Below are 1,186 nucleotides of genomic sequence, written 5' to 3'. Positions count from 1 at the left end.
TTTCTTCAGGACTCAGGACGATATCTTGGGCGCTCATTTCTTCGCCTCCAACGGTGTAATCAACGAGCAAGAATAGACGATTTTACAGAGCATTTATTTTTGAGACAGCACACTAGGTGGTTCTGTCGAGTTGGTATGGTTCTTTGCTTTTTTGGTGGATCTGGTACATCAATACGTCCGTCTTATCATGTTTTCGTTCATTCCGTTTCTTTTTTCGAGAAGTGAGATCGTACGGGTTAACGGTTTTCTTTCAGTTGTCAATGGCGTTGCCAGAGCAGCAGGTCCTGCCATTGGTGCGCTGGTGATTTTCCAGGTAGGCCTGTCCTTGGCCCTCACTGCCTCAATTGTCTTTATGGTAGGTGCCTTATTTCTTGCACTCAGTCTCTATTCGACGGCCGCGAGAAAAAGTACACCTACACCTGGTGCAGACACTGAGCCGTCATCATTCAAAGAGCGATTTCACGAAAGTATCATTGGCGCTTCTTCAGCTACCATTAGTCTTCTAAGGTCACCCCCAGTGGCGCGGCTTCTTGGGTTCTTATTCTACTTGCGTTCTGGTAATAAGCGTACTGTCACTTTTATGGATTCCCTTTCTTCGAGACTTTCATGCATTTTCTCCTGAACAGACAGGCTATCTTTATGCACTGGGGACCACGGGAGCTGTGCTGGGAGGTCTTACCCTCTCCGCGCTTCGAAGTGAAAGCTTTAAAACGACACTACTGTCCGCTCATGCGCTAATGTTCGTAGGTATCACAATTACCTTGTGGCTTCGAAGTCATTTTTTCGGGGTCGCCGTTGGAATGTTTTTATTCCAGTTTGGTACCACGGTCTACTTCCGTAGCACGGCCAGCGTCATACAGCTGACATTGCCCAAAGAAGTTATTGGAAGTTGGTACGGTGCAATAGATTTCATAAGCCGCTTTGCCGGGCTGTTAGGCGTCATTTTAGCGGGATGGTCTTACGACTTGGTGGGTGCATATTGGGTCTATTCAGTGTTGCTGGCGCTTGTTGCCGTCAGCGGGCTTGCATGGAGATCAGGAAGTCAGGTGGCTTGGATGAGTACATCTGAGTAGTCTGCAAGCCCCGCCTAGTGTACTGTTTTCGAAAAAATCAGCCACCAACTAACGGAAAATTCAAATCTTATCAATAGCTTAGCTTGCAGGTTATGGGTAACTTATTTCGAAAA

General features: G+C 47.0%; 1 pseudogene. It reads left to right on the top strand.

The window, feature by feature from the left end:
- Positions 1 to 106 precede the first annotated feature (106 nt).
- Positions 107 to 1,073: pseudogene (locus DW49_RS01000000128135) on the top strand (MFS transporter); the annotation flags it as partial.
- Positions 1,074 to 1,186: the final 113 nt, after the last annotated feature.

Origin of the sequence: Pseudomonas avellanae BPIC 631, assembly GCF_000444135.1 — a bacterium.
Lineage (GTDB): Bacteria > Pseudomonadota > Gammaproteobacteria > Pseudomonadales > Pseudomonadaceae > Aquipseudomonas > Aquipseudomonas avellanae.
The sequence above is the reverse complement of the archived record's forward strand: the minus strand, read 5'-3'. Positions and strand labels throughout refer to the sequence as shown.